Annotated in this window: 25 protein-coding genes, 1 tRNA gene and 2 pseudogenes; 17 read left to right on the top strand and 11 right to left on the bottom strand. The window is 65.9% G+C overall.

Going from position 1 to position 22,719, the window contains the following annotated elements:
* The 5 genes and pseudogenes from J3S20_RS16655 to J3S20_RS16675 all read right to left on the bottom strand — a co-directional run.
* Positions 1-287 (bottom strand): annotated as a pseudogene (locus J3S20_RS16655) (hypothetical protein); the annotation flags it as partial.
* The gene (locus J3S20_RS16660) at positions 287-628 is read right to left on the bottom strand and encodes a hypothetical protein (protein WP_216837646.1); all 342 of its coding nucleotides are present in this window, start codon (positions 626-628) and stop codon (positions 287-289) included. The pseudogene J3S20_RS16655 and the gene J3S20_RS16660, both read right to left, overlap by 1 nt.
* A 33-nt stretch (positions 629-661) precedes the next feature.
* Positions 662-1,222, bottom strand: coding sequence for a sigma factor (locus tag J3S20_RS16665; RefSeq protein WP_216837647.1), 561 nt, complete (start codon positions 1,220-1,222; stop codon positions 662-664).
* Positions 1,223-1,329: 107 nt separating this feature from the next.
* A complete protein-coding gene (locus J3S20_RS16670; RefSeq protein ID WP_216837648.1) occupies positions 1,330-2,295 on the bottom strand; it encodes a winged helix-turn-helix domain-containing protein in 966 nt (321 codons plus the stop codon).
* Positions 2,255-3,487 carry a hypothetical protein gene (locus J3S20_RS16675; protein ID WP_216837649.1) on the bottom strand — a complete coding sequence of 411 codons (1,233 nt, stop codon included), beginning with the start codon at positions 3,485-3,487 and terminating at the stop codon, positions 2,255-2,257. Before J3S20_RS16675 ends, J3S20_RS16670 begins: the two co-directional genes overlap by 41 nt.
* Before the next feature lie 329 nt (positions 3,488-3,816).
* On the opposite strand from J3S20_RS16675, the gene J3S20_RS16680 reads away from it, so the two are divergent.
* The 5 genes from J3S20_RS16680 to J3S20_RS16700 all read left to right on the top strand — a co-directional run bounded on the left by J3S20_RS16680 (position 3,817) and on the right by J3S20_RS16700 (position 8,024).
* Positions 3,817-4,314, top strand: coding sequence for a DUF2924 domain-containing protein (locus J3S20_RS16680; RefSeq protein ID WP_216837650.1), 498 nt, complete (start codon positions 3,817-3,819; stop codon positions 4,312-4,314).
* A complete protein-coding gene (locus J3S20_RS16685) occupies positions 4,311-5,663 on the top strand; it encodes a recombinase family protein (protein ID WP_216837651.1) in 1,353 nt (450 codons plus the stop codon). The genes J3S20_RS16680 and J3S20_RS16685 overlap by 4 nt, the downstream gene beginning before the upstream one ends.
* Positions 5,660-6,052, top strand: a complete 393-nt coding sequence (locus J3S20_RS16690) for a hypothetical protein (protein ID WP_246602953.1) — start codon at positions 5,660-5,662, stop codon at positions 6,050-6,052. Before J3S20_RS16685 ends, J3S20_RS16690 begins: the two co-directional genes overlap by 4 nt.
* A 131-nt stretch (positions 6,053-6,183) precedes the next feature.
* Positions 6,184-6,384 (top strand): hypothetical protein, encoded by a 201-nt coding sequence (locus J3S20_RS16695; RefSeq protein ID WP_216837652.1) that lies wholly within the window; start codon positions 6,184-6,186, stop codon positions 6,382-6,384.
* Positions 6,381-8,024 (top strand): Eco57I restriction-modification methylase domain-containing protein, encoded by a 1,644-nt coding sequence (locus tag J3S20_RS16700; RefSeq protein WP_216837653.1) that lies wholly within the window; start codon positions 6,381-6,383, stop codon positions 8,022-8,024. The genes J3S20_RS16695 and J3S20_RS16700 overlap by 4 nt, the downstream gene beginning before the upstream one ends.
* On the opposite strand, the gene J3S20_RS16705 is transcribed toward J3S20_RS16700, so the two are convergent.
* Together J3S20_RS16705 and J3S20_RS16710 are read right to left on the bottom strand one after the other, a co-directional pair.
* Entirely contained in the window at positions 8,021-9,259 is a 1,239-nt protein-coding gene (locus J3S20_RS16705; RefSeq protein WP_216837654.1) for a phospholipase D family protein, read from the bottom strand. The two genes, J3S20_RS16700 and J3S20_RS16705, sit on opposite strands and share 4 nt — an antisense overlap.
* A 159-nt stretch (positions 9,260-9,418) precedes the next feature.
* Entirely contained in the window at positions 9,419-10,468 is a 1,050-nt protein-coding gene (locus J3S20_RS16710) for a hypothetical protein (protein ID WP_216837655.1), read from the bottom strand.
* An 826-nt stretch (positions 10,469-11,294) separates the two neighbouring features.
* Here J3S20_RS16710 and J3S20_RS16715 point away from each other — a divergent pair.
* The 5 genes from J3S20_RS16715 (at position 11,295) to J3S20_RS16730 (ending at position 14,806) form a co-directional block, all read left to right on the top strand.
* Positions 11,295-11,528 carry a hypothetical protein gene (locus tag J3S20_RS16715; protein WP_216837656.1) on the top strand — a complete coding sequence of 78 codons (234 nt, stop codon included), beginning with the start codon at positions 11,295-11,297 and terminating at the stop codon, positions 11,526-11,528.
* On the top strand, positions 11,521-13,827 hold the full coding sequence (locus J3S20_RS30290; RefSeq protein ID WP_246602954.1) for a phage/plasmid primase, P4 family: 2,307 nt from the start codon (positions 11,521-11,523) through the stop codon (positions 13,825-13,827). The genes J3S20_RS16715 and J3S20_RS30290 overlap by 8 nt, the downstream gene beginning before the upstream one ends.
* Positions 13,824-13,949 (top strand): hypothetical protein, encoded by a 126-nt coding sequence (locus tag J3S20_RS30880; RefSeq protein WP_281419564.1) that lies wholly within the window; start codon positions 13,824-13,826, stop codon positions 13,947-13,949. Before J3S20_RS30290 ends, J3S20_RS30880 begins: the two co-directional genes overlap by 4 nt.
* Entirely contained in the window at positions 13,946-14,233 is a 288-nt protein-coding gene (locus J3S20_RS16725) for a hypothetical protein (RefSeq protein ID WP_216837657.1), read from the top strand. The genes J3S20_RS30880 and J3S20_RS16725 overlap by 4 nt, the downstream gene beginning before the upstream one ends.
* Positions 14,234-14,383: 150 nt before the next feature.
* Complete coding sequence (locus tag J3S20_RS16730) at positions 14,384-14,806, top strand: hypothetical protein (protein WP_216837658.1); 423 nt, start codon at positions 14,384-14,386, stop codon at positions 14,804-14,806.
* Positions 14,807-14,888: 82 nt separating this feature from the next.
* Here the strand turns inward: J3S20_RS16730 and J3S20_RS16735 are convergent, their stop codons facing one another.
* Both J3S20_RS16735 and J3S20_RS16740 read right to left on the bottom strand, forming a co-directional pair.
* A complete protein-coding gene (locus J3S20_RS16735; RefSeq protein ID WP_216837659.1) occupies positions 14,889-15,287 on the bottom strand; it encodes a hypothetical protein in 399 nt (132 codons plus the stop codon).
* Positions 15,288-15,355: 68 nt separating this feature from the next.
* Positions 15,356-15,616 carry a helix-turn-helix domain-containing protein gene (locus tag J3S20_RS16740; RefSeq protein WP_216837660.1) on the bottom strand — a complete coding sequence of 87 codons (261 nt, stop codon included), beginning with the start codon at positions 15,614-15,616 and terminating at the stop codon, positions 15,356-15,358.
* 108 nt (positions 15,617-15,724) lie between these two features.
* Here J3S20_RS16740 and J3S20_RS16745 point away from each other — a divergent pair, with 108 nt between their 5' ends.
* From J3S20_RS16745 to J3S20_RS16770, 6 genes are all read left to right on the top strand, one after another.
* Positions 15,725-16,219 (top strand): hypothetical protein, encoded by a 495-nt coding sequence (locus J3S20_RS16745; protein WP_216837661.1) that lies wholly within the window; start codon positions 15,725-15,727, stop codon positions 16,217-16,219.
* Complete coding sequence (locus J3S20_RS16750; RefSeq protein ID WP_216837662.1) at positions 16,216-16,461, top strand: hypothetical protein; 246 nt, start codon at positions 16,216-16,218, stop codon at positions 16,459-16,461. Before J3S20_RS16745 ends, J3S20_RS16750 begins: the two co-directional genes overlap by 4 nt.
* 188 nt (positions 16,462-16,649) lie before the next feature.
* Positions 16,650-17,291 (top strand): MerR family transcriptional regulator, encoded by a 642-nt coding sequence (locus J3S20_RS16755; protein WP_216837663.1) that lies wholly within the window; start codon positions 16,650-16,652, stop codon positions 17,289-17,291.
* A complete protein-coding gene (locus tag J3S20_RS16760) occupies positions 17,288-19,129 on the top strand; it encodes a head maturation protease, ClpP-related (protein ID WP_216837664.1) in 1,842 nt (613 codons plus the stop codon). Before J3S20_RS16755 ends, J3S20_RS16760 begins: the two co-directional genes overlap by 4 nt.
* Before the next feature lie 197 nt (positions 19,130-19,326).
* Complete coding sequence (locus tag J3S20_RS16765; protein ID WP_216837665.1) at positions 19,327-20,934, top strand: hypothetical protein; 1,608 nt, start codon at positions 19,327-19,329, stop codon at positions 20,932-20,934.
* Positions 20,931-21,188, top strand: a complete 258-nt coding sequence (locus J3S20_RS16770; RefSeq protein ID WP_216837666.1) for a hypothetical protein — start codon at positions 20,931-20,933, stop codon at positions 21,186-21,188. Before J3S20_RS16765 ends, J3S20_RS16770 begins: the two co-directional genes overlap by 4 nt.
* Positions 21,189-21,333: 145 nt before the next feature.
* Here the strand turns inward: J3S20_RS16770 and J3S20_RS30295 are convergent, their stop codons facing one another.
* On the bottom strand, positions 21,334-21,690 hold the full coding sequence (locus tag J3S20_RS30295) for a hypothetical protein (protein ID WP_246602955.1): 357 nt from the start codon (positions 21,688-21,690) through the stop codon (positions 21,334-21,336).
* Positions 21,691-21,939: 249 nt separating this feature from the next.
* On the opposite strand from J3S20_RS30295, the pseudogene J3S20_RS31255 reads away from it, so the two are divergent.
* A pseudogene (locus tag J3S20_RS31255) lies at positions 21,940-22,362 on the top strand (tyrosine-type recombinase/integrase); the annotation flags it as partial.
* 173 nt (positions 22,363-22,535) lie between these two features.
* On the opposite strand, the gene J3S20_RS16785 reads toward J3S20_RS31255, so the two are convergent.
* Positions 22,536-22,610: transfer RNA gene (locus tag J3S20_RS16785), tRNA-Gly, on the bottom strand.
* Between the last annotated feature and the right edge of the window lie 109 nt (positions 22,611-22,719).

The following is a 22,719-nucleotide window of genomic DNA, read 5'->3' on the forward strand; positions in this document are numbered from 1 at the left end:
CAATCCACCTTCTTCGGCAGATCGACCGCGATCTCCACGGCGCCGTCCTGGAAGCGGACCGTGCCGGTGTCCTTGCCAGCAGCGGCACGGGCGCCGATGGCGCGCTGCTCGTAACGGAGCGCGATCGCGGCCTCGATCCAGTCCTGCATGCGCTTGGCGGCGTCCAGCGCCTCTCGCGCATCGGTCTGCAGCAGCGCGAGATGCTCAGCGGGAAGCGCGATCACGTCGCTCACCGGCATGTGGCGCAGCGCGTCGAGGGTCGGGCGATTGGAGCGGAGCGCGTCCATCACGCGGCCTCCGCGAGCAGCATCGGCAGGATGGTGGAGGCGGCGCGGCGCGGGCGGCGGCGTGCGACGAGGATGTAGGCGTAGTCCTCGTAGCCGTGGCGGCGCTGCACGATATCGGCGAGGCCGAGCGCGGCCAGCTTCCACGCACGGGCCGCCAGGCGCTGCAGCGCGGTGCGCTCCTGCTCGGGCAGGCACTGCAACTGCGGGCAGACCTGACGTGCGAGCGCGCCACGGTGGTAGGTGATGCTGTCGCCGGGGGCCGCGGCGCCCAGCCAGGTGCAGAGGGAAGCCTCGGTGAGAGGCGGCACCACTGCGCGGATGTCGGTGATGTTGGTGTCCATGACCATGATTACCGAGGCTGCGGTCATTCTGTTTCAGGCCGCCGGAGCGATGCCGGCGGCGCACAGCCGCAACCGCATCTCGCGCACGCGCCGGAACGCCGTGGTGCGGGACAGGCCGGCGTGACGCGCCGGATCGACATCGCCACGCGCCAGGGCGGCGCAGAGAGGCGCATCCTCCTCCGTCAGCACGTCGGCGACCCGCTCGAGGTCCAGGCGGCGATTCACGTCAGCGAAGGCGTCGGTCTGCTGGCCCATCCACGCGCCGTAGCCGTCCGCCTCCGACAGCACGGCGCCAACCGTGGCGCCGTCCGGCAGCGGATCATCGAGGGAGGTGGAGTGGTGGAGAGTCCGGTGCCGGTGAGTGCGGTGCGCCAGAAGGGCGGCATGATGCCGGAAGCAGGTGAGCGCGAAGGCGCCGAGGTCGCCCTGGTCCGGGTTGAAGCCGGGCAGGCGGGCGAGGAGATCGGTCAGAAGGTCCTGGGCGAAATCCTCGGCGTCATGCGCGGGCAACCCGAGGCGGCGGCACAAGCCGTGCGACATGCGCTCGGCCATGCGGTGCAGGGGTTCGAATTCAGCAAAGGTGAGCGAGGGCATGAGCGGCTCCGGCTGGCTGGTGATGACCAGCCGAAACTGCCGGGGCAGCTTTCCCACAGGGGTGGGACAGGTGTGGGAAGAGTGTGGGAATGCCGCCCCGCAGGCGGCTACTCGTTGATCCAGACGGTGAGCGGCAGAAGGGTCAGCAGGTAGCCGTGCCCTGTGCGATTCTCGATCAGGCCTTCGACGGCGTCGGCGCCGAACGCTTTCTTCAGCAGACCCTGGAGTTCACTGACGAGCCCGCGCACGGCGGTGTCGGCTGTCCCAGGACTGAACAGCTCCTGGTGAAGATCATGCCTGGAAACGAGCGGTACCCCGCGGCGGTGCTGCCGAGCGAGGATCCGAAGTAGCTGGAAGGGCCGCGGCCGGAGGACTGCCTCGCGGCCATCGAAGCGGACGGTGCTGGTTGCCGGCGTCAGCACGAGCCGGTGCCTGCCGGCATTCCCATCGGGAAGCCTGGCGAGGTCGAACCCCAATGGAGGGTGATGCCCAACGGGCACGACAACCTCTTCCGCCGGCACGGCATGGATGCCCTGGCGAGCCAACTCGGCACGACGCACCTCGGGAAGCCGCGGGCCGATCAGAACGATAGGACCTTCGGCATCGACGGCGCGGAGCGCAGCCACGAGGCCTGGTAGCAGAATGCCAGCCCGGATCGGCGCCGCTGTCAGCACACGGCCATCTGTGAGGCGCCCCAGGCGCCAGAGACCTGGTGCCAGTTCCTCCGGCGGCCCTAGCCCAAGAGCGGCCGCCGTTTCGCTGACCATGGTTGCGATGGACAGCGTGAAGGTTGCGAGGTCATCCCTCGTCAGGACCTCGTCCCGGCGGTTGTCAGCCGGGCAGGCCGCGAACGGCACGTCTCGGCGCCAGCGCACGTCACGCTCATCGGCGCCGCAATCGCAGTCGTGACACGCCTTCCACCCGGTCAGCCGGTCGCCATGCACCAGCACGCCCAGGGCGAGCATGCGCTGAAATGCGGCATCGTCTTCAGCGGCGTGTTGCCGGCCGAACAGCACGGCCGGCTCACCCGCCTCACTCAGCTGCCAGAGCAGCTTCGTCAGACTGTCGTGCATGGACCAGGTTGTTGAGTGCGAGGAGTGCCATCACCCGCTTCTTGTGGCGGCTGCGCTGGAAGCTGAGCGAATCGTCCGGCTTGATCTTGAAGGTGATGGTTGGCGCTCGACCGCCCTGCGTCTTGAGGACGGCCCGTGCGGTGATGTGACCCAGTCGCCAAGCATTGTCCCCGTAGATGATGTCCGTCCGGCTCTGATGCAGCACCTTCAGGGCGCTGCCAGATGGGTCGCGGACGGTCAGCGAGAAGAGGGTCTTCTCTCGCCCGGTCTTGATGTTGGTGGTCACCCGGTTGGCCTGCGCTTCGACAATCAGGATGCGATCGATCTCGTCGTCGTCGCCCTTCCGGAAGGCGAAGGCGCCGCCCGATCGCTCCAGCGGCTCGAGCGTGTAGAGGCGCTGTGCATCCGCCGCCTTGAACAAGCCGGGTTGGCCCAGGATGTGGGTGGCGAAGGCTTCGGCCAGGTCACCACGGCGTTTCTTGGCGCAGCCCCAGACCGTGAGCCGGCCCGTGAGTTCGGCATAGGAGATCACCGCTGTGTCGATCTCCTGGAAACCGATCACGCTGTCCTTCTCGCCCTTGACCACCTCGGTCGATACCGGCGGCGCGCCGTGCCTGACCGCGATGCAGAGCTCGCCATCGTCCTCGTAGGGACGCACGCGGCAGTACTTGCCTCGCAGGTCGGCGGCGAAGAGCTCTCCCGCAGCGAGACGCAGAGCTTCCAGGGTGTCAGGGGTGACCTCCGGCGTCACGCCTTCCTCGCGGGCATTGAATTCCGACACGCTCGGCGGCGGCACGAAGACCGAGGTGTGCTCGGCTTCCGTGAAGACCTCCGGGTGATCGACGAAAGCAAGGAGGGCGATGTCCCGCGCCGTGGCCGTCGCGCGATCCGCCGGCTCCATGATGACGATCTTCTGGCGCTCCGCCTCGTCCAGGATGAGCTGCATGCCCTGCGCGCTGTCGAGGCGGACGATCCGGTGCAAATCGTGGATCAGCGTCTCGGGGTAATCGTCGCGCGGCCCGAGAAGGAAATCTGAGATCTGTTTGCGGCCCTCCGTGGGGTTGGCCGCCAGGACGGAGAGATCCAGCTTCGGTAGCCCCTCCGCGTGCTTGGCCAGGAGACGGCCCAGGACTTCCCAGTTCACGGTCTTGAGGAACCGCTGGTTGGCGAACTTGGTGAAGTCCTTCTGCACGTGACCGCCCTGTAATGTGGAACGTATCAGGTACATGATTCGGCATACCGCTGTCGAATCTAATCTGCAGCGTGGCGGTGAAACACTCCGGCCGCGGCCCCGGTAATCATGGGGATGGCGCCCCCATCGCACCTCTCCGGCAACGCCCACCTGCCTCCGCACCTTCGGGAGGTCTGCTCGATCCTGGCCGCCGGTCTGGTGCGGCTGCGCAGCCGCGCTGCCGAGGATGATGGGCGGGATGAGGAGATAGCTCGGGGGGCGGGAGACGTTCGCCTACACTCCACCGCCAGGCAGCGCCTGCATGCGAACCCCAACAGGAAGGGACTCGCATGACCAGACGATTCACCGCCGCGCCCGCGCCGGCGCCCACCATCCCGAAGATCCCACCGACGCAGGTGCTGGGCCGGCTCGCCGCGCTGCAGGCGGCGCCGACTGCCACCCTGAAGCAGCAATGGCGGGAGTTGTTCGGCAAGGAGCCGCCGCCCTGGAATCGGGCCTATATCCAGAGCCGGCTAGCATATCGGATCCAGGAGCTCGCGTATGGCGGGCTGAAGCCCGAGACCGTCGACCGGCTCGTCGCACTGGGTGAGCAACTGGATGGCGGCAACGTCGTCCTGCGCCGAATCCGCGCCGACAGCCGCCCGCTGGCCGGCACGCGCCTCATCCGGGAATGGCAGGGCGTGCAGCACGTGGTCACCGTGCGCATCAACGACTTCGAATTCGAGGGACGGCCGTATCAGTCGCTCTCGGCTATCGCGCGCCACATCACCGGCACGCGCTGGAATGGCTGGACGTTCTTCGGGCTGCGGGCGCGGGGTGAGACATGACCCGCCGCGCCCGCATCGAGCCGGCCATGCCGTCGACGACGAAGAAGTTGCGCTGCGCAGTCTACACCCGGAAGTCCACGGACGAGGGACTGGAGAAGGAGTTCAACACCCTCGACGCGCAGCGCGACGCCTGCGAGGCCTACATCGCCTCGCAGCGTGCCGAGGGTTGGGTGCTGGTCCGCGACCGCTACGACGATGGCGGCTTCTCGGGCGGCACGCTGGAGCGGCCGGCGCTGCAGCGCCTCCTGCGAGACATCCAGGCCGACCTGGTTGATGTCATCGTGGTCTACAAGATCGATCGGCTCAGCCGCTCGCTGATGGATTTCGCCAAGCTGGTAGAGGTGATGGACGCGCATGGCGTGACGTTCGTCTCGGTCACTCAGAGCTTCAACACGACGACCAGCATGGGTCGGTTGACGCTGAATATCCTGCTCAGCTTTGCGCAGTTCGAGCGCGAGGTCATTGGCGAGCGGATCCGCGACAAGTTCGCGGCGTCCCGCGCCCGCGGCATGTGGATGGGGGGCAAGGTGCCGCTCGGCTATGACGTCGTGGCCCGCAAGCTGGTGGTGAATGAAGACGAGGCGCCGCGGGTGCGCCGCGTGTTCGAACTCTTCGTCGAGACGGGATCGGGCATCGAGACGGTTTCCCGCCTGCGGGCGGAGGGTGCCACCAGCAAGGCGGGCCGGCCGCTGGACAAAGGCGATGTCTACAAGCTGCTGAACAACCGCACCTATGTCGGCGAGGCGGCGCACAAGGGGCAGGTCTATCCCGGCGAGCATCAGGGGATCGTGCCGCGGGAGCTATGGGATCGGGCGCACGCTGTCCTCCAGGTCAGCCCGCGGGCGCGCGCCAACATGAACCGGGCGCAGACGCCGGCGCTGCTGAAGGGGCTGATCTTTGGGGTGGATGGCCGGGCGCTGTCGCCCACCCACGCGCGCAAGAACGGTCGGCTCTACCGATACTACGTGGCGCAGCGCGTGCTGAAGGGCGACGCCGCCGGTGACGACAGCATCGTGCGCCGGGTGTCCGCGGCGGAGATCGAGGCGGCGGTGGTGGACCAGGTGCGAGCGCTGCTGAGGCAGCCGGAAATCGTGGTCGGCACGTGGCGGGCGGCCCGCAGGGAGGCGCCGGACCTGACCGAGGCCGAGACGCAGGATGCGCTGCATCGGCTCGACCCGCTGTGGGAACACCTGTTCCCTGCAGAGCAGGCACGGATCGTGCGGTCGCTGGTGGAGCGCGTGGTGGTGGGCCCGGCAGGCGCCGACATTCGGCTGCGGCTGGACGGGCTTGGCGGGCTTGTCCGTGACCTCGGCGGCATCGCGCCATCCGCCTTGAAGGCAGCGGCATGACCGCCGCCACCAGCATTACCGTCCGGGTGCCTTTGGCGATCCGCCACCGGCCAGGGCGGAAGACCGTTGTGACGCCGATGACCGATGGCGTGGCGCCTGTTACGACGCGCGCCGACCCCACGCTAGTGAAGGCACTGGCCAGGGGGTTCCGGTACCAGCGGATGCTGGACGAGGGGCGCTACGCGTCCATCACCGAGATGGCGGAGGCCGAGAAGGTTGACCGCGGCTATATCGGACGGCTTCTGCAACTGACGCTTCTCGCGCCGGAGCTCATCGAGCTGGCCCTGAACGGCGGACCAGACCCCATCGATCCTTCGATGATCGGGACGAAAATTCCGCTCGACTGGAATTCCCAACGCGCTGGACGAAAGGCGCCTCGCGCCAAATAGCGGAACGCCACGGCTTCCGGGGTTAACGCTGCTTTCCACCCCTGAACTCGATCCCGCCAGCAACACTTGCCAGCCGGGAGAACTGCCGGCTATGTTATGTGACATACGGCATGTGACATAGGACCAGTGTGATGCCCAAGGGCGCCTCAGGAAGAGTAGTGATCGAGGCGGGGGCTGACCTCAAGCGCCGCCTGTACGGCGTTCTTGAACGGGAAGGCCTCACGCTCAAAGACTGGTTTGTGCGAGCCGCCGAAGATCACATTGACGAACATCAGCAGCCGAGGCTCCTGCCCACAGAAAAGACCGCATCCAAGGACAGCCGCAAGCCATGAACTTTATGCGGAACGAGACAGCGGAGAAGCTCCGCGGGGGATATTACACCCCCACTGACCTTGCATTATTCCTCACTCGCTGGGTGATGAAGCGAGAGCCAAAGACAATTTTGGAACCAAGCTGTGGCGATGGGGTTTTCCTTGAGGCCTTAAGCTTAGCCGGCGCGGGAGCCGCGCAAATAACCGCACTCGAACTTGATGCAGTCGAAGCTGCGAAGGCTACCAATCGCGCGCGCGACTTAGCCGTAGAGGCAGAAGTTCTAAGCACGGATTTCCTCGGCTGGGCGCTTACCGAGCTCCGGGACGGGGGAAAGCGGTTTGACGCTGTAGTCGGCAATCCGCCATTCGTGCGATATCAGTATCTGCCCCCGGCGTTCCAGAGCTTGTCGGAGGAGATTTTCGCGAAATTTCGCTGCCGTTTCACCAAGCATACGAACGCGTGGGTGCCTTTCATCCTTGCGTCGATGGCCCTCCTAAAGCCAGGCGGACGACTGGCAATGGTCGTCCCTGCTGAAATCATACACGTACTGCATGCGCAGTCGCTGCGCACGTTTCTTGGTGAGGTCTGCAGCCGGATAGTAATAGTCGATCCGGAGGAGATCTGGTTCGAAGATACTCTGCAGGGCGCTGTTCTTCTCATGGCCGAGAAGAAGTTGAATTCGAGTGACTTGTCGCAAGGGCTCGGCTTGGTTCCAGTGCGAGGGCGAAGCTTTCTGAACGAAGATCCCGAAGCTCTTTTTGATCGCCCGATTCCCATTAATGGTCGGACTGTCGAAGCTAAGTGGACAAGGGCCTTTCTAGACATCGAAGTGCGACGCCTTCTCGACAAGGTGGAGGCGCTTCCGTCCGTGCGGCGCTTTGCTGATATCGCAGACGTCGACGTCGGGATTGTCACCGGCGCAAACAAATTCTTTCTGGTGAACGATGATGATGTGAAGCGCTTCGGTCTAGAACCGTGGGCTCACCCAATGTTTGGGCGAAGCGAGCATTGTCCTGGTGTAATCTATGACAAAAAGCAGCATAAAGCGAACGGTAAGGCCGGCCTCCCTTCCAACTTCCTCTGGTTTCCAAATGATGAGGCTGGGCGAGATCCTAAGGTTGCTGCCTACGTAAAGCTTGGTGAGTCCCAACAGCTAAACACGCGATACAAGTGCAGAATTCGTAAGCCGTGGTACACAGTACCATCAGTATATTCGAGCGAAATAGGAATGCTCAAGAGATCTCATGACGCTCCACGGCTTATACTTAATAAGGCGGGGGCGTACACAACCGACACTGCGTACAGGATCAAATCCCTTTTGTTGCCTGCTGAGGAGTTGGTTGGTTCATTTATGAACCCGCTTACTGCCCTCAGTGCTGAACTTGAGGGCAGGACATACGGAGGTGGTGTACTCGAATTGGTCCCTTCGGAAATAGAGCGGCTGCTTATTCCTGTTCCGGCTTTAGGGCAGGTAGACGTAAATGAGCTCGACCGTGCGGTTCGCAACTCGTCCATGGACGCGGTCTTGTTGGGGTACGGGACAAGGGTACTCAAGCACGTCGGCTTGTCAGATTCTGAATGCGGCATGCTGGGTGATGCGTGGAGTAAGCTCAGGAACCGGCGACAGCGCATTCAGAGCGAAGTGGCAGATGAAACTTAGTCAATCGAAATGACATATGGAGCACCTGGTGCGGCGGGAGCGTAAAGACGCAACTCGCGCCCCACGAGGCTTGCATCGTTGATCAATGGAAGCGCTGCTCCCCAATGGAGGCCTGTGGTATAGTTCCCTTGTCCAGCTTCCCATGCGGCTTTATGGCTAAGCATCAGATCGAAGGTGCCAACAATAACGCCCGCGATTGTTAAGGTGAATTGGGCTTGGGCCGTTTCTTTACCGCTTGAGGTTGCCCACTTCAAACTTCCGAACACAATTTTGCGGAAATAGGTCGTCTGATCGATAACAGCACCGGCAACCTCGAATTTAGCTTGGGTTAACCTGAGGACGCCGGTAGCGTTCCCACTCGCGCCGGGAAACTGAAGGTCGCTCTTCGGCAGGTTTGGCTTTGACCAGACTTCCGCGCCAAACATCACCGGGAACGCAACGGGGGTACCAAGCGGGGACGCCTTCACTTTAGCCGTCCCAGACTTGGCGGCCGCTCCCGTCTTGCTCGGCGCGGGTTTCGGTGGCTTCGGCATTGCCGGGAGGCCGATAGCTGGGACCGTGTTACCTGGCACTGCGCCGGAAGCGGCCATGCCCACGGGACTGTTAAACTTCGGAGAGGTTTCGTCTTCGAGCAGGCCAGCGTTGAATATAGCATCAGCCTGAGATGCAGATGCGATTTTGTAGCAATTCTTGGGATGCGCAGTCAGCATGCCATCCAGTGAGTTCGTGAGATCATCGATAAATGACAGATCACCAGGATCTTTCAGGTCCAAGGAGATATGAGCACTGGTTTCGATGTTATAACCAAGACCGCCATAGGTAAGATTGGCACTGCCCAAAATGACGGTAGCAGTCTTCAGGTGCCGCACTGCATAGAACTTGGGGTGGAATATACGGCGCTGAGATCCAGTATCAACGGCGTATACCGACGCGCCCAGATCGATGAGTGCCTTTACTCCCTGAAGCGTGCTGGCGCCGTTTCTGATACCAATAAAGCATCGACAAATCCCTGCATGCGGGGCCAACGCAGCCGAGATCGTGCGCACGCCTTGGCTGTGAACGTACGCCGAAGAGATGGTCACCGCTGTCGGCGTCTTCGCCGCCAAGAGCTTACCTACCTCAGTCGCGTGGAAAACACCGCCGAGAACCGGCTGAAAGATCACCCGAGCTTTGGCCACGGTGTACTCCAAAAGCCTGAGGGTAGAGGTTAGAGCTTCGATTCGTATATGGTCCAACGCAGCAAGATAGATCGTCCGAGATGAGGGGCGGCGGCAGGACCCCACCGAAGGCGCGCTATCAACTGCCGCTTGCCCAACCCCAACCGCGGCCTTGCGGAAGCTTCCGCCGATTGCGGTGTGCCTTCGAGTCAAGGCGCATGGAGGCGGAGAGGCAGCTCAACGCCGCAGCGCCTCGACCCCAAGCTCCCGCCACAGCCAGCCGAAATCATAGCTGGCCGTCGGGTCGCCAGAATTCTGCCGCCCTGAATGGTTCTCCAGCGTCTTGAGCCAGGCCACCACCGCCGCGCGCCCCTTTGCGGTCTTGGCCGCCGCCCGCGGAGTCTTGCCGCCGAGTGCTGGGATCGGTTCGTCCAGCACACGGTGGTAATGGGCGTCGAGCCCCTGATGGACCACTTCGCGCTCCTGTTCTGGCGACAGGCCCGTGGGCGCGGGCGGAGGGCGCTCGGTCGCCAGCATCTGGTCCAGATCGGTGCGCTCGGTGAGCGGCGCCCGCACCAGGTCCGCCAGCACCGGCTCCAGCATGGCCCGGCCACGCTCGGCGCGCGCCGGCGAATTGACGGCGAGTGACAGGCGGCGGCCTTTGAGCTCCACGGTGCCGAGCACGAGCGATCCATCATCCATGGTCGTGATGAGTGTTTGCCCGGTCGCCCGACGCGGAACTGTCTGCGCCTTCGCCCCCGGCTCGGCCAGCCAGTTCCAGAAGCCGGCGTTTTCCTGCCGCAGGGCTGGGATGGTGGCCAGCGCCGCGCGCAGCCTCGGCGCGGTGACACCGGCGAGAAGAGGGAAGTGCAACGTCGTGAATTCCAGCGGATCGCCATCGGTGTTCAGCAATTCCGGCCGGTCCGTGCGCTCGGCCGACTTCAGTGCGGCGTCCAGCCAGAGGTTGGTCACCAGAAAGGCGCCCAGGCCCAACAACATGTCAGGCGTGAGAATGCCGGCTAGCCGCTCCGCATCCGCCTCAATGCCGAGCTCGCGCGCGACCACGGCCACGTCACGGGGCGCCTGGTTGCGGACGCGGCCCAGCGAGGCCAGCAGCGCCTCACTGGTGTCGCGGTCGAGGGCCAGGAGCGTGCCGCTGATCACGGCACGGTCGCGTAGGGGGATGATGCGTGTGGCGATGCGGTCCCAGGGCCGCAGTCCCTGAGAGCCGCTCTTCTCCCAGACGCGGACCGGCTCGCCGCCGCGGACCAGGTCGCGCAGCAGCATGGATTCGCCTGGCACGAGCCCGCTCACCTCGTAAAGGCTGATGACCGAACGGCGCAGCCCAGCGATGTACTCGCGGGTTGAGACGCTGTCCTTCTACCCACGGCGACGGAGGTAGTCATCGGCGATGTTCCGGCCATCGGGCAGGTCGGTCGCGAGCAGATCCTCGAAGGCCGCGCCGAAGAGGTTGGAGGCGGCATACTCGCCGAGCGTGTCGCCAATGTCCTCCGACGCAATGCCGGCGCCAGCGCAGGCCTTCGCGCTATGGCGCTCGATCAGCGTCGCCAGTGCACCGCGCCATTCCTCGCGCCGCGCCCAGGCGATCAGTCCAGAGATGTCATGCGGCAGGGGCAGGGTGCGGCCTTGTGCTTGGGATGACCGCTATGCTTCCCCGGCCCGCGTCTTGTCGCAATACCGTGGGTGGAGAGCGCTGTTTTGCGGTCCCAGACTCGACCGGTAGCCGGTCGCGATGCGTAACCGGCCGGTGTGTCTCGGCGAAGATTTGCCCCGATTTCAGTGACTTGAAGCTTGTAGACTAAATCGCCCAAGTCCCGAGCTTCGGAGAGAGAATTGCCTCAGGAGCGACGCAAACGCCGGTCGTTGCGTTCTCCAACCCTCAAGCCACCGCGGCAAAACCCCAGGAAACCTGCGGTTCACGGCGCTAATCGGGAAGTGCAAATGTGAGGTTGGAAAACCGACTGGAGCGGGCGAAGGGATTCGAACCCTCGACCCCAACCTTGGCAAGGGTGTAATACCCAAGCGTTTTCAGCGGCTTAAGTAGTCACAGGCTAGCAAAACTTGGCACGCGAACCATAGGGGTTCGCAGACCATGCGTGTTAGTTGCGTTCTACACCATCCCGATGGCGACCGCCAGAATCTGGCGTGCCATCCCGAACAGTTCACGCAGATCGGCGAGGCCGCACCGGTCGCGTCCCTCCGCGAGCTGCTGACCCTGGCCGGCGAGGCCCGGCGCCGCGGCGATGTGGCTGCGGCTGACCTGCTGGAATGGGATGCCCTGCGGCTGCTGCGGGCGACCATGACGGAGGCCGGCGCCCATGGCTGACGGCACCATCGGCCCCATCGACTTCGGCAGCCGCGGCGACGACATCGACTTCAAGGCGCTGATGGAGCCGGTGGCGCTGCGGCTACTCGGCCCGATCAACAAGGCACTGACCCGCCCGGGCAACCTGCGGTTCGGCACCCACGGCAGCGTGTCAGTCTGCACGGCCGGGGAGAGCGCCGGCACCTGGTTCGACCACGAAGCCGGCCAAGGTGGTGGCGTGCTGGATCTGGTGCGGCGCGAGACCGGGCTGGCCGATGGTGCGGCGGCGGATTGGCTGCGGCAGGAGATCGACGGCGCTGCGACCCCTCCGCGCCCCGTGCGGCACCCCTTCGGCATCGGCGCTACTGCCGCTCCAGCAGCTGCGCCTGCGCCCGCCAGCGAGGCCCCCAAGGCGTACGGCCGCATAGTCGCAACCTATCCCTACCGCGCCGCGAACGGCGCCCTGCTGTTCCAGGTTGTGCGGTTCGACCCGAAGGACTTCCGGCAGCGCCGGCCGGATGGCGCGGGCGGCTGGATATGGAAGGTCAAGGGCATGGAGCTGGTGCCCTACCGGCTCCCGGAGCTGATGGCGGCACCAGCCGATGCGCCCGTGTTCATCGTGGAGGGCGAGAAGGACGTGGACACCCTCCGCGGCATCGGCCTGGTGGCGACCTGCAACCCGGTCGGCGCCGGGAAATGGAAAGCCTCCTACTCGACCTGGTTGAGCGGTCGCGCCGTGGTGATCCTGCCGGACAATGACGAAGCCGGCGCGGCGCACGCCGCCAGCGTCGCCGGCATGGTGGCGAAGGCTGCGGCATCGGTCCGCATCGTCCACCTGCCGGACCTGCCGCCGAAGGGCGACGTTTCGGATTGGCTGGCGGCAGGCGGGACGGCCCAGGCGCTGTTGCAGATGGTGGCCGAGGCGGAACCCTATGTGCCGCCAGCGCGCCCGGCGCGAGCCGAGCCGACGACGGCGGACCTGCAGGATTGCGAGCTGACCGAAGATGGCGTGGGCTTGGCCTTCACCAAGCGGCACGGCGACGCGCTCAGGTTCTGCCACGACACCGGCGGGTGGTATGTATGGACCGGCACCCACTGGAAGCAGAACCGCGACAAGATCGCGTTCTCATGGGCGCGGACCCTCACGCGAGAGCTGAACCGTAACGCCGACTTTAAGGGCAAGGCGATCACCGGCAAGGCCGCGTTCGCCGCAGCGGTGGAGCGGTACGCGCAGGCTGACAGGGCCTTCGCGGTGACGGCGGAAATCTGGGACCGCGACCTCCATTACCTCGGCACGCCGGGCGGCACGGTGGACCTGCGGACGGGCCAGATGCGCCCGGCCGATCGACAGGACCATATCACCAAGGTGACGGCGGCGGCGCCGACCGAGACGGCAGACTGTCCGACCTGGTTGGCGTTCCTGGACCAGGCGACGGCCGGTGACGCGGAGCTGGTCCGGTTCCTCCAGCAATGGGCAGGCTACAGCCTGAGCGGCAGCACGCGAGAACACGCCCTGCTGTTCATCTACGGGCCCGGCGGCAACGGCAAATCCGTGTTCCTGAACACGGTGGCCGGCATCATGGGTGATTACTGCCGCAGCGCGCCGATGGACACCTTCACGGCCTCGCCGGGCGACAAACATCCTACGGACCTCGCCATGCTGCGCGGCGCCCGTCTGGTGACGGCGACCGAGACGGAAGAAGGCCGCGCATGGGCAGAGGCCCGCATCAAGCAGATGACCGGCGGCGATCCAGTTACGGCCCGCTTCATGCGGCAGGACTTCTTTACCTATACGCCGCAATTCAAACTGACCATCGCCGGCAACCATAAGCCCGCGCTGAAGAACGTGGATGATGCGGCGCGGCGCCGGTTCAACATCGTGCCCTTCCTGCACAAGCCGGAGCGACCGGACCACCAGCTTGAGCGGAAGTTGCGGGGCGAGTGGCCTGGCATCCTGCGATGGATGATTGAGGGTTGTCTCGACTGGCAGCGTCACGGGCTGGTGCGTCCGAAGATCGTCACCGATGCGACGGCGGAATACTTCGAGGCGCAGGACACCATCGGGCGCTGGCTGGCCGAGCGGTGCATCCTGGCTCCGCATCTGGAGGTGAAGCCCGGCCTGCTGCTGAAAGACATGCAGGAATGGGCGCAGGCGAACGGCGAGCCGTCCAGCGATAACCGCAAGCTGCGCGGCGTTCTGGAGAAGACACCCGGCTGCCAATACGTCACCCGCAAGGGCAGCCAATACGTGCGCGGTATCGGCCTGCATCCGCCGCAGCGGGGTGGAGGGGTGGAGGGTGGTGGAGGGTGGAACCCATGATCGGCCACGTGCGCGCGCGTGTGGAGATGGAACGGGAAAACCCTCCACCACCCTCCACCCCCTCCACCCCGCAGACGATGGCGGAGCGGCTGGCTCAGGATGTGCGGAGGGCGGCGGCATGATCCCTAAGCAATTCCGGTCACTGGTCCGCACCGAGCAGGACCTGCAGGCCAAGGAGGCGGCGGCACTGCGCGAGGTTGAGAGGGCGTGTGACGGCCTGCGCCGTCTCCCGCACCTGGCTCTGCACGCTGCCGAATATCACGGGAGGCAAGAGGCGCTGCAGCGCAGGCTCAACACTGCACTGCGCGACTTGGCCGAGACGATCACGCACCGGCTTGAGGTCAGGGCGGAGATAGAGACCGAGCCGCTGCACTCCGTCGCCACCCAGCCCGGGACACGGCACTGACCGACATAGGCAAAGACTGTGGGAAGGGCCGAAAAGGTAGGTTCTTCCTGGGTTTGGCGGCCCGCAGAGGTTCGGGCGGCATCGCAAATCCAGGCGCAGAGGGTTTTCAAGGTAGCATCATCGTTTCCACCGATCGAAAGGGCTTAGACAATGGCTTCACTCAATGATGAGATCCCCGCCGGGGCGACTGCCGGCCAGATGGCGCGAATCCTCGGCATCACTGAGCGCGTCGTCGCGGGCAGAAAGGCGGATGGCCGCCTGCCGGTGCTGCCGGGCGGCCGGGTGGATCTTCACCGCCTGGTCCGGCTTGGCGCGGCGGCTGCGGCAGAACAGCGCGCAGGCTCGGCACCGGCTGGTGCGAAGCCGCCGCCCGCCGAGGCTTTCGACGCCGGTATGCGTGCCGCCGCTGCAACCACCGCGCATCTGGTGCTGGCGGCGATCACCAGCCCGGAGCATGGCGAGGATGCCGGCACGGCGGCGGCGCGGGCGCTGGCGACGGCGCTGGACATGCTGGGTGTGCCGCCTGGCGAGGGCCCTCCGCCGGCCCGGCTGGCGGTGCCGGACATTAATTAACCCCGCGAAAATCCCTGTCGCTAGGTCAATTACGCGGGCTGAATCGCTGCGGCAGTGCCAACGCCGGAGGAACCTAGTTCTGTCATTTGCCTCGGCGGCTGGCCCGCCGTGGAGCTGCCTCATAGACGGGCGGTGTCCAAGCGGGCCTTGTGCGGGCCGCTGCGATGTCGGCATTAACCTCGCGTTCAAACAACCGAACCGCTGCCCATTGGCCAGCTGCCTTCACGGCATCGAGCAACACCTCGCCGGTCACCGGAGTGGAAGAAAACTCTCGCACCGCGCGGTCCCCGGCAGCGCCGTCACCTGCATGCTTGCCAATGAGTGCCAAGCCGGCTTCACGGTAGGCGGCCGCCATCAATACCGCCAGTTCTGGTGATCCGTCTCCCGGCTGGCTCTGCTGCATCTGGGTGGCTTCGCCAGATAGCCGCGCCTTGATCCGCTCCCGGTGCCGCCGCTGCCTATCCGCGTTGCTGAGTGCCATCTTCCTGTCTCCCGCCGTTACGTAACGAATATGGGGCGGCCCGTTACGTAACGCAAGCGGCAGGTGGTCTAGCCCTTCCTCAACCGCACGCCGGGCCCGCCGCCGTTTTCCGCGATGAAATCGACGCCGGCCGCTTCAAGCGCGGTCCGGATCGCGGCCAGGGTGCGGCGCTGCGGCTGGCCCTGGTCAGCCTCAAGCCTGGCGATTGTGCGGCGCGGGACGCTGCTGCGGCCGGCTAGATCATCCTGCGACCATCCGAGCAATGCCCGGCCCGCGCGGACCTGTGAGGCAGTAATGGCGCAATCTGTGCCATTTGGGCTTGCGTTCATTTGGGGATGGTGGCACAGATTGTGCCGTTCCGCAAGGAACCGGCCGGACGCGGAAGGTGGATCTTCCCCGCCCGGCCTAACCGCAACCCGATGCAGGAGCACCGGTTCATGGCTGACCAATCCAATACCACCCCCGGCACCCCGAGAAGAAGACTCGCCCGCGCCGCTGCCGTCTCTCTGGCCGTGGCGGCGCTTCCGACCGGCGCCACCCCGGCGCAGCCGCCCGCGACCCTGCTGCGCGTGCTGGCAAACCCGGCCCGGCCGGTGGAGCCTTTGAGCTTCGACGGCGGCGCCGATGCCGAGCTGGTGCGGCGCCTCGGCGCCTATGTGGAGGCGGCCCGCACCTACAACACCGCGCCTCCCGACGCCTTCGATGGTGACGATGATCCGCTCTGGCAGGCCCTGGTGGCGGCCCGCACCGATGCCGAGGCCATTGCGCCGCAGACGCTGGCCGGCATCGTGGCGAAGGCCGTCACGTCGGTGGCACTGGCGATGCAGGAGCCGGATGGTGACAGCGGATGGGGTGACGGCCCGGCCGGCGAGATTGCCCATGCGCTCGTCCTGGACGTGCTGCGTCTCTATGGCCCGGCGAGCGAGGCATGAGCGCCGTGGTGATCCCATTCCCCAAGGTGCTGCGCCGGTTGGAGGTCACATGGCCCGCCCAGCCAGCGCACCCCGCGCTTGAGGCGCTGGCGGGCCTCCCTCCCGACATGCGCCTGGTTGCCGCCTTCGCCTACCTGGCAGGCGTCAGCCGCCGCCCCTTCGCCTGTCCGCCGCTGCCGTGGGGCGGCGGGCCCAAGCCGCCCAAGCCGCCGCGCAAGCCGAAGCCGAGGCCGGCGACATGATCGAGGATGAAGCCATTATCGCGGCCCCCGCCGCGCCAGCTGCAACCTGCAGGTAGAGGTTCGATCCGTCGCGCATAACCAACCCGGCCGGGGAAACCCGCGCCGGGCTTTGCGCTGGTTGCAAATGAAGGTGTTGACTACGCGGTAAAAAGGAGATATATCCCTTCTCCAGATGAGGAGTGCCCTCTATGTCGCCCAGCTTCGACCTGACCAGCTATCTCTCGCGCCAGAAGTTCGACACCGCCGAGACGGCGGACGCCGCTGGCGTGTCCGTCGCGCGGCTGGCGGACTGGATCAAGCGCGGTGTCTTCGCGCCTCTGACCGAAGCCAAGCCTGGCACCGGCCGCGGCCGGCAGTTCCTGCTCGCGGACATCTATCGTCTTTCCGTGATCGGTGCCTTGACCGACCCGGACGGTGTTTTCTCCATGCCGGCCTCCCGCGCAGTGGCCCTGACCGACGATGCGTTCGGCCTCGACCCCGAAAGCTGGTGCGGCAACCTCGACATGTTCGCCGAGTGCCGCGCTGCGCTGTTGTCCGGGTTCCTTCCGACCGAGCTGATCAGCCGCGACCGCAAGACCCCTATCTGGTTAATCGGCAGCGTGATCGACGTGATCGTGCCCAAGCCGCGCCGCCGGCTGCGGGGCGAGTTGGGAGTCTTCACGGAAAACGGGCTGCCGAATCCTCTTGGCCGAGCAAGGTCCTTTGTGACGGTTGAAGTCACGCCCCTGTTCGCGGCAGCAGATCGTCGCCTGTTCCACGCGAAGGGCCTGGCCGAGTTCTTCCCGGATCTGGCGAAGGCAATGAGCGTCGATGAGGACGCCGAGGCATGATGCCGGCGGCACACCGAATTGACGGCCCGATCACGGCTGCCACGCCGGCCGAATTGGCTGCCTTCCTGAAAAGGGCAGGCCGCGCCGCTGTGCAGATCACCGTCAACAGCCCGGGCGGCAATGCGATGGCCGGAACCGCCTGTTACCAGCAGCTGCGAAGCTACCGCGGCGCGGTCACCGTCGTGGTTGAAGGCGTCGCCGCCTCTGCCGCATCACTGATCGCCATGGCGGGCCGGCCGATCCAGATGCACGCCGGTTCCTTCCTGATGATCCACGAGGCGCACAGCGTCTCCGAAGGGCCAGCACGAGAGATGCGAGAGCATGCTGCCATACTTGAGAGGGTCAGCGCCGTCTATCTCAAGGCCTACGCGGAGCGTTCTGGAAAGCCTGAGCGCGAAATCGCCGACATGATGGCGAACGAAACCTGGATGACGGCGGAGGAAGCGGTGCAGGCGGGCTTCGCCGACGCGATCCTCGAACCGCTGCGCGCAGCGGCCTCCATCAACCTCAACGCCTTCGAATATCGCAACACCCCGGCGGCGCTCTGCGCGGCGGGCGGACAGGAGATCGTCATGGATACGCAGATGCAGAACGAACAGCTTATCGAGGCCGCGACGCGGCAGGAGATCACCGCCGTCGCGCGGCAGGCCGGGTTGGGCCTCGCCTGGATTGACGAGCAGGCCGGGCAGGCGGTCAGCATCGGCGATGCCCGCGCCGCGGCGCTGGACGCCATCGCGGCGCGCTCCGCTGCCGCAGTCCGCCCCTCCAGCGTTGTCATCGTCCGCGACGAAGGCGACACGCTCCAGGCGGCGACCACGGATTACGTCGCCTCCCGCATCCTGGGCCGAGCCCCAAACGGCCCGGCCGCCTCCCTGCGCGGGCATACCCTCGCGGACGTGGCGGCGATGGTGCTGGAAGGCCGCGGGCAGCGTATCGGCCGGGGAGTTTCGGCGGAACAGATCTTCGCCAAGCTCACCACGTCCGACCTGCCGAACCTCCTGACAAGCGGCGCGTCGCGGGCCATGGCCGAGCTTTACCCCACCGTCCGGACGCAGCTGGTCGAGTTGGCGCAGGTCCGCAACATGCCGGACTTCCGGCCGACGACGCTGATCCGGCTGGCACAACACACGCCGCTGGACGAGGTTGCGGAACACGGGGAAGTCCCGTTCGCCTATCCAATGGAGAACGGGGAGCAGATCAAGCTTGCCACCTACGCCAACCGCTTCGCGGTCACCCGCCAGGCCCTGGTAAATGACGATTTGAATGGCCTTCAGGAGTGGATGGCAGCGAATGCGCAGGGCGCAGCAGCCCGTGAGCGGTTGCTGGTGTCGGGCCTGCTGACCGCCGGCAGCGGCGTTGGTCCGACACTGAGCGACGGTAACCCCTGGTTCCACAGCAGCCGCGGCAACATCGCGACGGCCGCGGCGCCGAGCGTTACCAGCTTGGCGCAGGCCGTGTCTCTGATGCGGTCCCTGAAGGACGGAAAGGGCAACACGGTGTTCGCCCTGGAACCCTACGCCATCGTGGTTTCCCCGGCGCTGGAGTTCGTGGCGCGGCAGTTGGTCGCGTCGATCTCGACCACGACCACCCGGGACGAAATCCAGCCCTACAGCCTCTCAGTGATCGTGGAGCCGGCGCTCACCGGGAACAGGTGGTGGCTGGCACCGCGCCCCGCGACGCGGCGCTGCATCACCATGGGCTACCTCGGCGGGATGCAGTCGCCGACGGTCGAAACCTTCGAGGCGCAGGAAATCCTGGGCGTCACGCTCCGCGTCCACTTCGATGTGGCGGCGGCGGTGCAGGACCCGATCGGCTGGGTCACCAACGCCGGCGCCTGATGCAGTCCGCTGTGAGGGCAGCGATAGCCGGGCGTTCCATACCGGCACCCTCGGGACAAGACGGCGAGTGTCCCCAAAAACCCCGTCAGTCTGCGGCCCAACCTTCGGCGGGCGCGGCAGGCAACAGAAGGCGGCCCGACTCACGGATGCACTGAGCGGGCCGCCTTCCCTAACCAAACAGGAAAGACACGCGCGCGATGAGCGGTTCCGCCAACAACCTTCCGGTCCGGATCACGGTCGACGGCGTGCCGCAGGCCGAGGCGGCGTTTAACAGCGTGGCGGCGACCGGCGAGCGCGCGATGCAGCGTATTTCGCAGGGCGCGAACCAGTCTCAGGCGTCCACGCGCGGCTTCAACGATGTCGTGCAACAGGGCGGCTTTCAGCTTCAGGACTTCGCCGTCCAGGTCCAGGGCGGCACCTCAGCACTGACGGCGCTTTCGCAACAAGGGTCGCAGTTCCTCGGCATCTTCGGCCCGGCCGGTGCCGTGGCTGGTGCGGTTCTTACCGTTGGCCTCCTGGCGGCGAAGTTCTTGGAGCTGGGAACCGCGACCGAGACGGCGACCGAGGCGGAAAAGAAGCTGCAGGACGCGATCACGGCAAGCAGCGAAATCTATGAGGATGCGACGGCCAAGGCGGATCGCCTGGCGCGGGCGCGTCTCTCTGCGGCGCAAGCCGGCATCGAGGAACGCATAACCGCCGAGCGTGATAGCCTGCGCGCTCTAAACTCTGCTGCGGCAGACATGGAAGATCGGCGGGCGTTTGCCACCGGCCGCGTAGGCGGTGGCGGCACGAACGACAATCCCGTAGTCCGAGCTGAGCGGGAGAGGATCGCTCAACAGGCGGAGCAGATAAGCGCACGCATTGCTGCGCTGGAATTGGAGCGCACGCGGCTTGCTGCAATCGGCAGCGGCAACGGCGAGCAATTCGGACCGCCAGCACCGTCTGGCCGCGACTCTGGCGCCTCTCGCGCCACCGCCCGCGTGCCGGCTGCCGGGCTTGATGTCCGGGCCGCGGTGGCTCGCACCGTGGACGAAGCCACCGCGGCTTACGACCGATACAACCAAGTCCTGAACCTCAACCAAGCCGGACTTTCCGGCGCCGCCTCCGCTCTATCGGCATACGAGGCGAGCATGACGACGCTGAACAACGCCCTGGCGGCTGGCGTCATCACTGAGCAGCAATTCGCGGCCGATGTGGAGTCGAGCACCACGGCGCTCGCGGTGCAGATGGAGGCGATCGAACAGCGGACGCAACAAGCGGACCGAAGCGCGGTGCAGTTCGGTCTTGTCTTTAGCAGCGCGCTTGAAGGCGCGATCACCCGCGGCGAAGACGCCAGCCAAGTGTTGCAGGCACTCGGCGAAGACCTGGCGAAGCTGATCCTGCGCTTCACGATCATGGAGCCGTTGGCCCGATCTGTGGCAGGGCTTTTCAGCGGTGGCGGAGGCGGCGGCGGCGGCGGAGGTATCCTCTCGACCATTGCGAGCGTGGCCACGACTTGGATTACCGGCGGGGTTGCGGGCACGAGAGCGAACGGCGGCCCGGTCATGGGCGGATCCAGCTACCTAGTGGGTGAGCGCGGTCCCGAAATCGTCAATTTCGCGGCGAGCGGGGTGGTGACGCCGAACCACGCGATTGGTGGACCCACGTTCGCGCCAACGTATCAGATTGACGCACGGGGCGCAGATGCATCCGTGGCGCCGATGCTTGAAGCGAAGATGCGGGCCATCGCGGCGCAGTCTCTCGCACAGTTCACGGACAGCATCCGCCGCGGCGGACCTGGCGCAAAGCTGGTGGGGGCACGATGACCAAGAGGCCGGACCAGCATCTGCACGACGCGGAGGCGGCGCTGGAGGCGCTGCAGCATCGCGTGCTTGAGGCCCTGACCATCGGCATAACCGAACGCATGGACGCCCGCGCGGCCGGCGATGCTGCGCAGGATGCGAAATTGACGAAAGGCATAGACGCGGTGCTGGCGACGCTGGTCGCCAGTATTGAGCAGCGGGTGGTGCTGCGCCGCAGGATGCCGGCCCGTCACGCTGCATCAAAGGCCCGCAATTGAAGATCGCCGTTCCCTTGCCTGAATTGCTGACCGAGGCTGAAGCCGCAAAACGGCTTGGCGTCTCGGCGGCAACCATGCAGCGGGAGCGGAAGCGCCGTCGTATCCGCCATGTCATCATCGGCGGCAGGCCGCGCTACACGGCCGATCACCTGGCCGAATATCTGACCGCACAGGAGGTTGCGCCGTGCCGCGAAGCCGACACCAGCACCCCGGCCAGATCGCCGGCTATTGGCTTAGCCAGCGGCCGAACAGCGGGCAGTGGTGCCGGACCTGGTACGATACTGACACTCGACAGACTCGCAGAGCATCGCTCGGCGTTGACGATTTTGCAGCCGCAGAAATCGCGCTTGCCGAGTGGATCACCAAGAACGTCGCCACCATCCGCGCCGAGCCCCGCGACATCACGCTCGCCCGCGTGTTCGTCCGATATCAGGAGCGGCACGGCCAGCACCTGGTCGGCGCCGGATCGCAGCGGATCAGCCTTGCCATGATGCTGCGCCATCTGCCGGAAGGGATCACCGTCGGCGAATTGACCCTCGACGCGCAGAACGTCGCGGTGCGGGCCATGCAGGCGGCCGGCTACGGCAACGGAACGATCAAGCGGGCGCTAGGCGCGGCGAAGGCGGCCGTGAATTGGGCCTGGAACAACGGCGAGCTGGAGCGGCCGGTGCCGTTCCTGAAGGTGCCGGAAGGGCAGGGCCGCGAGCGGGTGCTTTCGGTGGAGGAGCTGGCCCGGCTCTGGTCCGAGGACATGCCGGACCACGTGCGCGTGTTCCTCGCGCTGCTGATCGGGACGGCGGCGCGGCCGGAGGCGGCGCTACAGCTTACCCGGTTCCAGTGCGACCTGGAGCGCGGGACAATCAACCTGAACCCGCCCGGCCGGGTGCAGACGAAGAAGCGCCGGCCGGTTCTGCCGATGGCCCACTGGCTCCGATCCTGGATCGAGGCGGCGGAGGGGCACCTGGTCGCCTACAGGGGCAAGCCGGTGCAGAAGATCGCCGGCGCCTTCCAGACCCTCCGGGATGCGGCCGGCTTCGGGCCGGACGTGACGGCCTACACAGTGCGGCATACCGTCGCCACCGAGATGATGGCGCGGGGCGTGCCGGAGCTGGAGATTGCCTTCATCATGGGGCACCGGATGCCCAACAGCCGGACGACAGGGAGATACCTGCATGTAGCGCCCGAACGCCTAGCCAGCGCCCGCAAGGCCCTGGATGACCTCGCAAACGACATCGGCCGCCTTGCCGGGCGGCCGATGGTACCAGTCCATTCCGATATCCAGCGTGCTAGTTGCGTGCCAGTGACGAAGCTACAGGGTTGCCGCCCGATAGCTAAGCCTTTGAAAACTGGAGCGGGCGAAGGGATTCGAACCCTCGACCCCAACCTTGGCAAGGTTGTGCTCTACCCCTGAGCTACGCCCGCGCTCCAACGACGGGAGCGCTTCCTACCATGCCGAACCGGGATTGCAACCCACCCCCCGCAGCTAATTTGCGGCAGGGTCCCCGGACCCCACCGGTGGCTGCAACAGCCG

Origin of the sequence: Falsiroseomonas tokyonensis (assembly GCF_019024325.1) — a bacterium.
Classification (GTDB): domain Bacteria; phylum Pseudomonadota; class Alphaproteobacteria; order Acetobacterales; family Acetobacteraceae; genus Falsiroseomonas; species Falsiroseomonas tokyonensis.

What these genes read in the sequence shown, in the direction of transcription:
- J3S20_RS16660 (WP_216837646.1), bottom strand. Translation starts at nt 628, where the DNA reads ATGGACACCAACATCACCGACATCCGCGCAGTGGTGCCGCCTCTCACC.
- J3S20_RS16665 (WP_216837647.1), bottom strand. Translation starts at nt 1,222, where the DNA reads ATGCCCTCGCTCACCTTTGCTGAATTCGAACCCCTGCACCGCATGGCC.
- J3S20_RS16670 (WP_216837648.1), bottom strand. Translation starts at nt 2,295, where the DNA reads ATGCACGACAGTCTGACGAAGCTGCTCTGGCAGCTGAGTGAGGCGGGT.
- J3S20_RS16680 (WP_216837650.1), top strand. Translation starts at nt 3,817, where the DNA reads ATGACCAGACGATTCACCGCCGCGCCCGCGCCGGCGCCCACCATCCCG.
- J3S20_RS16685 (WP_216837651.1), top strand. Translation starts at nt 4,311, where the DNA reads ATGACCCGCCGCGCCCGCATCGAGCCGGCCATGCCGTCGACGACGAAG.
- J3S20_RS16690 (WP_246602953.1), top strand. Translation starts at nt 5,660, where the DNA reads ATGACCGCCGCCACCAGCATTACCGTCCGGGTGCCTTTGGCGATCCGC.
- J3S20_RS16695 (WP_216837652.1), top strand. Translation starts at nt 6,184, where the DNA reads ATGCCCAAGGGCGCCTCAGGAAGAGTAGTGATCGAGGCGGGGGCTGAC.
- J3S20_RS16700 (WP_216837653.1), top strand. Translation starts at nt 6,381, where the DNA reads ATGAACTTTATGCGGAACGAGACAGCGGAGAAGCTCCGCGGGGGATAT.
- J3S20_RS16710 (WP_216837655.1), bottom strand. Translation starts at nt 10,468, where the DNA reads ATGCTGCTGCGCGACCTGGTCCGCGGCGGCGAGCCGGTCCGCGTCTGG.
- J3S20_RS16715 (WP_216837656.1), top strand. Translation starts at nt 11,295, where the DNA reads ATGCGTGTTAGTTGCGTTCTACACCATCCCGATGGCGACCGCCAGAAT.
- J3S20_RS30290 (WP_246602954.1), top strand. Translation starts at nt 11,521, where the DNA reads ATGGCTGACGGCACCATCGGCCCCATCGACTTCGGCAGCCGCGGCGAC.
- J3S20_RS30880 (WP_281419564.1), top strand. Translation starts at nt 13,824, where the DNA reads ATGATCGGCCACGTGCGCGCGCGTGTGGAGATGGAACGGGAAAACCCT.
- J3S20_RS16725 (WP_216837657.1), top strand. Translation starts at nt 13,946, where the DNA reads ATGATCCCTAAGCAATTCCGGTCACTGGTCCGCACCGAGCAGGACCTG.
- J3S20_RS16730 (WP_216837658.1), top strand. Translation starts at nt 14,384, where the DNA reads ATGGCTTCACTCAATGATGAGATCCCCGCCGGGGCGACTGCCGGCCAG.
- J3S20_RS16735 (WP_216837659.1), bottom strand. Translation starts at nt 15,287, where the DNA reads ATGGCACTCAGCAACGCGGATAGGCAGCGGCGGCACCGGGAGCGGATC.
- J3S20_RS16740 (WP_216837660.1), bottom strand. Translation starts at nt 15,616, where the DNA reads ATGAACGCAAGCCCAAATGGCACAGATTGCGCCATTACTGCCTCACAG.
- J3S20_RS16745 (WP_216837661.1), top strand. Translation starts at nt 15,725, where the DNA reads ATGGCTGACCAATCCAATACCACCCCCGGCACCCCGAGAAGAAGACTC.
- J3S20_RS16750 (WP_216837662.1), top strand. Translation starts at nt 16,216, where the DNA reads ATGAGCGCCGTGGTGATCCCATTCCCCAAGGTGCTGCGCCGGTTGGAG.
- J3S20_RS16755 (WP_216837663.1), top strand. Translation starts at nt 16,650, where the DNA reads ATGTCGCCCAGCTTCGACCTGACCAGCTATCTCTCGCGCCAGAAGTTC.
- J3S20_RS16760 (WP_216837664.1), top strand. Translation starts at nt 17,288, where the DNA reads ATGATGCCGGCGGCACACCGAATTGACGGCCCGATCACGGCTGCCACG.
- J3S20_RS16765 (WP_216837665.1), top strand. Translation starts at nt 19,327, where the DNA reads ATGAGCGGTTCCGCCAACAACCTTCCGGTCCGGATCACGGTCGACGGC.
- J3S20_RS16770 (WP_216837666.1), top strand. Translation starts at nt 20,931, where the DNA reads ATGACCAAGAGGCCGGACCAGCATCTGCACGACGCGGAGGCGGCGCTG.
- J3S20_RS30295 (WP_246602955.1), bottom strand. Translation starts at nt 21,690, where the DNA reads ATGGCGCAGCATCATGGCAAGGCTGATCCGCTGCGATCCGGCGCCGAC.